Origin of the sequence: Geodermatophilus telluris, from assembly GCF_900102745.1 — a bacterium.
In the GTDB taxonomy this organism is placed as follows: Bacteria; Actinomycetota; Actinomycetes; order Mycobacteriales; family Geodermatophilaceae; genus Geodermatophilus; species Geodermatophilus telluris.
The window spans coordinates 86791-93488 of sequence record NZ_FMZF01000006.1; the positions used below are offsets into that span (position 1 = coordinate 86791).

Annotated in this window: 7 protein-coding genes and 1 pseudogene; 3 read left to right on the plus strand and 5 right to left on the minus strand. The window is 75.5% G+C overall.

Annotation, left to right across the window (positions count from 1 at the left end; all coding sequences use genetic code 11):
- Positions 1-3 precede the first annotated feature (3 nt).
- Positions 4-1182, plus strand: coding sequence for an MFS transporter (locus BLQ97_RS18285; protein WP_245692433.1), 1179 nt, complete (start codon positions 4-6; stop codon positions 1180-1182).
- On the opposite strand, the gene BLQ97_RS18290 is transcribed toward BLQ97_RS18285, so the two are convergent.
- Both BLQ97_RS18290 and BLQ97_RS18295 read right to left on the minus strand, forming a co-directional pair.
- Positions 1133-2305, minus strand: coding sequence for an NAD(P)/FAD-dependent oxidoreductase (locus tag BLQ97_RS18290; RefSeq protein ID WP_091367467.1), 1173 nt, complete (start codon positions 2303-2305; stop codon positions 1133-1135). The two genes, BLQ97_RS18285 and BLQ97_RS18290, sit on opposite strands and share 50 nt — an antisense overlap.
- The gene (locus BLQ97_RS18295) at positions 2302-2622 is read right to left on the minus strand and encodes a bifunctional 3-phenylpropionate/cinnamic acid dioxygenase ferredoxin subunit (protein ID WP_091367468.1); all 321 of its coding nucleotides are present in this window, start codon (positions 2620-2622) and stop codon (positions 2302-2304) included. The genes BLQ97_RS18290 and BLQ97_RS18295 overlap by 4 nt, the downstream gene beginning before the upstream one ends.
- A gap of 130 nt (positions 2623-2752) precedes the next feature.
- Here BLQ97_RS18295 and BLQ97_RS18300 point away from each other — a divergent pair, with 130 nt between their 5' ends.
- A complete protein-coding gene (locus BLQ97_RS18300; protein WP_091367469.1) occupies positions 2753-3547 on the plus strand; it encodes an IclR family transcriptional regulator in 795 nt (264 codons plus the stop codon).
- A gap of 182 nt (positions 3548-3729) precedes the next feature.
- Positions 3730-4851 carry an aromatic ring-hydroxylating oxygenase subunit alpha gene (locus BLQ97_RS18305; RefSeq protein ID WP_091367470.1) on the plus strand — a complete coding sequence of 374 codons (1122 nt, stop codon included), beginning with the start codon at positions 3730-3732 and terminating at the stop codon, positions 4849-4851.
- Between the two features lie 75 nt (positions 4852-4926).
- Here the strand turns inward: BLQ97_RS18305 and BLQ97_RS18310 are convergent, their stop codons facing one another.
- The 3 genes and pseudogenes from BLQ97_RS18310 to BLQ97_RS24040 all read right to left on the minus strand — a co-directional run.
- Entirely contained in the window at positions 4927-5856 is a 930-nt protein-coding gene (locus BLQ97_RS18310; RefSeq protein WP_091367471.1) for a methylenetetrahydrofolate reductase, read from the minus strand.
- Entirely contained in the window at positions 5846-6466 is a 621-nt protein-coding gene (locus tag BLQ97_RS18315; RefSeq protein WP_091367472.1) for an MBL fold metallo-hydrolase, read from the minus strand. Before BLQ97_RS18315 ends, BLQ97_RS18310 begins: the two co-directional genes overlap by 11 nt.
- Positions 6463-6698 (minus strand): annotated as a pseudogene (locus BLQ97_RS24040) (S-(hydroxymethyl)mycothiol dehydrogenase); the annotation flags it as partial. The gene BLQ97_RS18315 and the pseudogene BLQ97_RS24040, both read right to left, overlap by 4 nt.

The window sequence follows — 6698 nt, forward strand, 5'->3', positions numbered from 1 at the left end:
GTGGTGAGCGGGCTCCTGGTCGTCGCCGTCACCTACGGGCTGACCCGGTACGGGTTCGGGTTGTACCTACCGCGGTTCCGGTCGGACCCGGGCGTGACCTCCGGAGTCGCCGGCGGCATCGCCGGGGGGAGCTACCTGGCCTACTGCGTCGCGGCGGTCCTGGGCCTGCGGCTGGTCGACCGGGGGCGGGCGCGGGAGGCCCTGTGGTGGGCCGGCGGCACGGCGGCCGCGGGCTCGCTGGTGGTCGCCGCGGCGAACGCGGTGCCGGTGCTGGCGGTCGGGGCACTCGTCGCCGGTGGCGGGGCGGGCGCTGCCAGCCCGGCCCTGGTGGCCGCCGTGGCCCGGACGGTGGCACCACCGGCCGGACCCCGGTCCCAGGCGGTGGTCAACAGCGGCACCGGAGCCGGCGTCGTGGTGGGCGGCCTGGTGGCGCTCGCCTGGCCGGCGCAGTGGCGGACGGCCTGGCTCGGCTTCGCCGCGGTCGCCCTGCTGGTGACCTGGTGGGCCGACCGGTCCGCCCGCTGGGGACCACCGGCGGCCGGCGCCGGCCGCGTTGGCCCCGGCGTGCGCGGGCGGTCCCTGCGCCGACCGCTCGCGGGCAGTGTGCTCGCCGGGGCCGGCGGCGCCGGGGTGTGGACGTTCGGGGCGGACGCGACGACCCGGAGCGGGCTGTCCGCGCAGCTCACTGGGCTGCTGTGGTGCCTGCTGGGCGCAGCGGCCCTCCTCGGCGGCCTGAGCGGGCGCCTCGCGCACCGGGCCGGCCTCGCCGCCGCGTGGCTGGTGTCCGTGGGCGCCGCCGCGACGGGTACGGCGCTGCTCGCCTGGCGGCCGGGGACCGTCGCGGTCGCCGCGGGGGCGCTGGCGCTGTTCGGCTGCGGGTTCGTGGCCCTCACCGGCGTGCTCATCGACTGGGGCGGCCGGCAGGCGCCGGGAGCGGCCGCGCAGGCCACCGCGCTGCTGTTCACCGCCCTGACCGCCGGGCAGGCCGCCGGCGCGGTCCTGCTCGGCGCCCTCGCCGGTGCCGCCGGCACCCCGGCGGCCCTCGCCGCGGCTGCGGTCGTGCTGGCCGCGGCCGCGCTCGCCGCGCCCCGCGACCGTCCGCGCCGTCGGCGTCCGGCGGCCCGGACCGCGGTCAGGACGGGGACGGCACCGCCGAGCGCAGCTGCCGGCGCCACCGGGTGAACAGGCGGGGCTGGTCCACCCCGAGGACGGCGACGGGCTGCCCGTCGCGCTCGTAGACGGCCAGGAAGCTGCCCTCGGCGGTGCTGCCCTCCACCACGCGGGGGACGTCGGCGGTGCGGCGCGAGCCCGCGAACTGGATGCGGGCGCCGTACTGGTCCGACCAGAAGTAGGGCACCGGCGCCGGGGCGGGCTCCGTGCTGCCCAGCAGCGTGGCCACGGCGGTCGCCGGCTGCTCGAGCGCGTGCGTCCAGTGCTCGGTGCGGACGTGCCGCTCGGCGGCTCCCGACCAGGTGGCGGCGCAGTCCCCGACCGCGACGACGGCGGGGTTGCCGGTGGCGCCGCGCGCGTCGGTGAGCACGCCGTTGCCGAGGGCCAGCCCGGAACCGGCCAGCCACTCGGTGTTCGGGACGGCGCCGATGCCCACGACCACGACGTCGGCGGGCAGCCGGGTCCCGTCGGTGAGTTCGACGGCCTCGACCCGGCCGGTGCCGACCAGTCCGGCGACCCCGGTGCCGACCAGCAGGCGGGTGCCGTGGGCGGCGTGCAGCCCGGCGACGACCGCGCCCATCTCCTCGCCCAGCGGGCCGGACAGGGGGACGGGCAGCGCCTCGACGACGGTGACGTCCAGGCCGAGTCCGCGGGCCGTGGAGGCGACCTCCGCCCCGATGAACCCGCCGCCGATGACGACGAGGGAGCCGGCGCCGGCCAGGTCCGCCTGCAGGGCGACCGCGTCGTCCAGGGTGCGCAGCACGTGCACGCCGGCGAGCCCCTCGCTGCCGGGCAGGCGCCGGGCGCGGGCGCCGGTGGCGAGGACGACGCCGTCGGCGCGGACCTCGCTGCCGTCGGCGAGGAGCACCGCGCGGCCGGCCGGGTCCAGGCCGACCGCGGTGGTGCCCAGCCGCCACTCGAGCGCGAGGTCCTCGTCGTCGGGCGCGCCGAGGGCGATGTCGTCCAGCGAGGCCCGGCCGGCGAGGAAGTCCTTCGACAGCGGGGGCCGGTCGTAGGGGGCGTGCACCTCGTCGCCGACCACCACGACCCGGCCGTCGTAGGAGCGCTCCCGCAGCGCGCGGGCGGCCGAGAGGCCGGCCAGGGAGGCGCCGACCACGGCGACGGTGGGGCTCACGCGGCGCCCTCCGCGGCGATCCCGGGCTGGACGAACACCGTCCCGTCCTGCACGACGACCCGGTGGGTGCGCACGGGGGTCTTGGCCGGCGGCCCGGAGACCTTCCCGGTGCGCAGGTCGAAGCAGGACGCGTGCAGCGGGCACTCGACCGCGCAGCCGTCCAGCCACCCGTCGGCCAGCGAGGCGTCCTGGTGGGTGCAGGTGTCGTCGATGGCCAGGAACTCGCCGTCGACGTTGAACACCGCGATGGGCTCGTCGGCCTCGACGCGGATGGCCTCACCGGGGGGCAGTGCGGTGGTGGCGCAGACCGGGATCATCAGTGCTCCAGGCTCGTCGCTGTTGCGCTCAGCGCAACTCTCTGCCGTGTACGCAACAGCATGCGCGGAGGGGTGAGGTGGCGTCAAGAGACGGCCGGGGGACGACGGGGTGCCACCTACGCTCTAGGTCATGAGCGAGCCACGGGGTGGGAGCACCGAGCGGGGCACCGTCGCCGCCGTCCAGTCCGTGGACCGCGCGCTGAGCGTCCTGGAGATCCTGGCGGCGCACGGGGAGGCCGGCGTCACCGAGGTGGCCGCCGAGCTGGGGGTGCACAAGTCCACGGCCTTCCGGCTGGTTGCGGTGCTGGAGAGCCGGGGCTTCGTCGAGCAGCTGGCCGACCGGGGCAAGTACCGGCTGGGCTTCGGCATCGTGCGCCTGGCCGGGGCCGCCGCCGCGCAGCTCGACATCGCGCAGGAGGGGCGGCGCATCGCCGAGGCGCTGGCGGCCGACCTCGAGGAGACGGTGAACATCGCCATCCTCGACACCGACCGCGCGGTGAACATCAGCCAGGTCCGCGGTCCGGCGGCGCTCAGCACCCACAACTGGGTCGGCCAGGGCACCCCGCTGCACGCCACCTCCAGCGGCAAGGTGCTGCTCGCCCACGCGCCCGAGCCGGTCCGCAAGGACGTGCTCTCGCGCGAGCTGCCGCGCTTCACCCCCGGGACGACCACCGACCCCGACGCGCTGCAGCGCGACCTCGACCGGGTCCTCGAGCAGGGCTGGGGCGCCACCGTCGAGGAGTACGAGGTGGGGCTGAGCGCGCTCGCCGCCCCGGTGCGCGACGCGAGCGGGGACGTCGTGGCCGCCCTCAGCGTCTCGGGACCCTCCTTCCGCATGCACGACGAGGACTTCCCCCGGCTCGCCCGGCGGGTGGTGGCGGCCGCCGAGGAGCTGAGCCGGCGGCTGGGCTTCTTCACCCGCTGAGCCGACCGGCCGGGGTGGCCGGTCAGGTCCGGTGACTGTTGCGCCTTGCGCGACCCGCTGAGTAATGTGCAACACAGCGGTCGTCACGTGCTCGCCGGCGGGCGACCGTGGTCCGTCGCGGACCGCGTGTCCCGCGACCCCGGCGTGTCCCCCACACCGCCCGACCGATGCCGAGGTGTTGCATGACCACCACCGACCTGCCCGCGAGCCTGATCCCCACGCTGTCGGGCCAGTACTACACGGACCCGGCCATCTTCGCCCTGGAGCAGTCCCACGTCTTCGAGGACATGTGGTTCTGCGCCGTGCGCTCCAGCGACCTGCCGACGCCGGGCTCCTTCAAGAAGGTCCAGGTGGGCAGCGAGAGCGTGCTCGTGGTCCGCAGCCGGGACGGGCAGCTGCGGTCCTTCCTCAACATCTGCCGCCACCGCGGTGCGCAGATCTGCACCGAGGAGTCCGGGGCCGTCAAGCGGGCCTTCCAGTGCCCGTACCACGCGTGGACCTACGACCTCGAGGGCAAGCTCGTCGCGGCGCCCAACCTGACCAAGATGCCCGACGTCGACCGGGTGCAGTACGGGCTGGTGCCGGTGGCGCTGCGCGAGTGGCTGGGCTACGCGTGGGTGTGCCTGGCCAAGGAGCCGCCCTCGTTCGAGGACGAGGTCGTGGGCGAGATCGTCGAGCGCCTCGGCAGCGTGGAGGCCATCGACCACTACCAGCTCGACTCGCTGTCCGTGGGGCGCCGGATCACCTACGACGTCAAGGCGAACTGGAAGCTCATCATCGAGAACTTCATGGAGTGCTACCACTGCGCGACGATCCACCCCGAACTGACCGAGGTGCTCCCCGAGTTCGCCGACGGGTACGCCGCGCAGTTCTTCGTCGGGCACGGCGCGGAGTTCGGGGACGACGTCCAGGGCTTCACGGTCGACGGCAGCGAGGGCTTCGACCGGCTCCCGGGCGTCGAGGAGGACCAGGACCGTCGGTACTACGCCATCACGGTCAAGCCGACCGTCTTCGTCAACCTGGTCCCCGACCACGTCATCTTCCACCGCATGTTCCCCGTCTCGGCGGACCGGACGATCGTGGAGTGCGACTGGCTGTACTCGCACGAGGTGGTCGAGTCGGGCAGGGACGTGACGCGGTCGGTGGAGCTGTTCCACCGCGTCAACGAGCAGGACTTCGCCGCCTGCGAGCGGACGCAGCCCGCGATGTCCTCGCGCGCCTACGCCAACGGCGGCGTCCTCGTGCCCTCCGAGCACCACATCGGCGCCTTCCACGACTGGCTCACCCAGCGCCTGGCGCGCTGAGCCGCTCTGCCGAGCTGCACGCGGCGCGGGGCCGGGAGGACGACGTCCTCCCGGCCCCGCGCCGTCTCCGTCCCGCTAGACGGATGCCTGGTCGCGCAGGCGGGTGAGCCACTCCTGCCGCCACGCCTCCGTGCGCGCCACCTCGTTGAACGTGAACAGGTGGAGGCCCTGCAGGCCGACGTCCGGGTGCCCGAGCGCGGGGGCGAGCCCGGTGAGCAGCCGGTCGGGCCGGTAACCGTGCGGCAGGAAGAAGCGCCAGAACACGCTGTGCTGCTTGGCCAGGAAGCGCGCCGACTGGCCGAGCCCGAGGCCGGCGGAGACGCGGACCAGCCGCTGCCGGGTCACCGCGCCGGGGAGCCCGACCCGGATCGGCAGGTGCACGCCGCGCTGCCGCACCTGCCGCGCCCACGCCGTCGTCGTCGCGGCGGAGAAGCACATCTGCGTGATGACGTGGGTGGCGTGCGGGGCCTTCTGCTCCAGCGCGCGCTCGACGAGCTCGTCGGGGAGGTGCCCGTGCCCCTCGGGGTGGCCGCCGATCCCCACCCGCGCGAAGGAGTGGCCGCCGGCCCGCAGCGCCTCCAGCAGGGCGAGCGCGTCGGGGAAGGGCCCGGCGGGCTCGGCGGCGTCGCCGCCGATGACGAACACGCTGTCCACGCCCGCCGCCCGCAGCCGCGCCACCAGGTCGGTGAGGTGCGCGCCGTCCCGGACCTGCCGGGCGGCCAGGTGCGGCGTGGCGTCGAAGCCGTGCCCGCGCAGCCGCTCGGCCAGCTCCAGGGTCCGGGTCAGCCCCTTGGCCTCGGTCGTGGTGACCGTCAGGGGCACCTCCCGCGGGACGTGCTCGACGACGGCCTGCTCGGCCCCCCGCAGCGGCAGGACCTCGTAGCTGGCCTCGCGCAGCGCCGACTCGAGGGCGGCGGTCCACGGCCGCCGCCCGCGCCGGCCGCCCGCGGGGTGCGGGGACCCCGCGGGCGGCCGGGAGGCCACCGCCGCGCCCTCAGCCGACACCGGGCGCCTCGGCGGCGATCGTGGTGTCCCCGCCGTGGCCGGTGCGGACGACGGTCTCCGCCGGCAGGGCGAGCAGCCGGGTCCGGATGGAGTGCAGGATGGTCGGCTCGTCGCTGTAGGAGCGGCCGGTGGCGCCCGGGCCGCCGGAGAAGAGCGTGTCGCCGGTGAACACGGTGCCGAGGTCGGCCGAGTACAGGCAGGTGCTGCCCGGCGAGTGACCCGGGGTGTGCAGGGCCTGCAGGGTCACGCCCGCCACCGTGAACCGCGCGCCCTCGGCGAGCTCGTGGTCGGGGGCCGCGTCCGGGTGGACCTCGCCGTAGACCACGTCCCACAGCATCCGGTCGGCGGGGTGGAACCAGATCGGCGCGCCGGTGGCCTCCCGCAGGTCGACCGCCGCGGTGATGTGGTCGTTGTGCCCGTGGGTGAGCACGATCGCGGTCACCCGGCGGCCGCCGACCGCCTCGACGATGGGCTCGGCGCGGTGCGGGGCGTCGATGACCAGCACCTCGTCGTCGTCGCCGACCAACCAGACGTTGTTGTCGACGTCGAAGTCCTGCCCGTCGAGGCTGAACACCCCGGAGACGACCGCCTTCTCGACGCGCGCGCTCACTTGTCCAGCACCACGACCGAGCGCAGCACCTCACCGCCGCGCAGGTTGGCGAAGGCCTCCTCGACGTCGTCGAGGCCGATGGCCTCGGTGACGAAGTCGTCGAGCGGGAAGCGGCCCTGCAGGTACAGGTCGGCCAGCACCGGGAAGTCGCGGGAGGGCAGGCAGTCGCCGTACCAACTCGACTTGAGCGCCCCGCCGCGGCCGAACAGCTCGATCATCGGCAGGGTCAGCT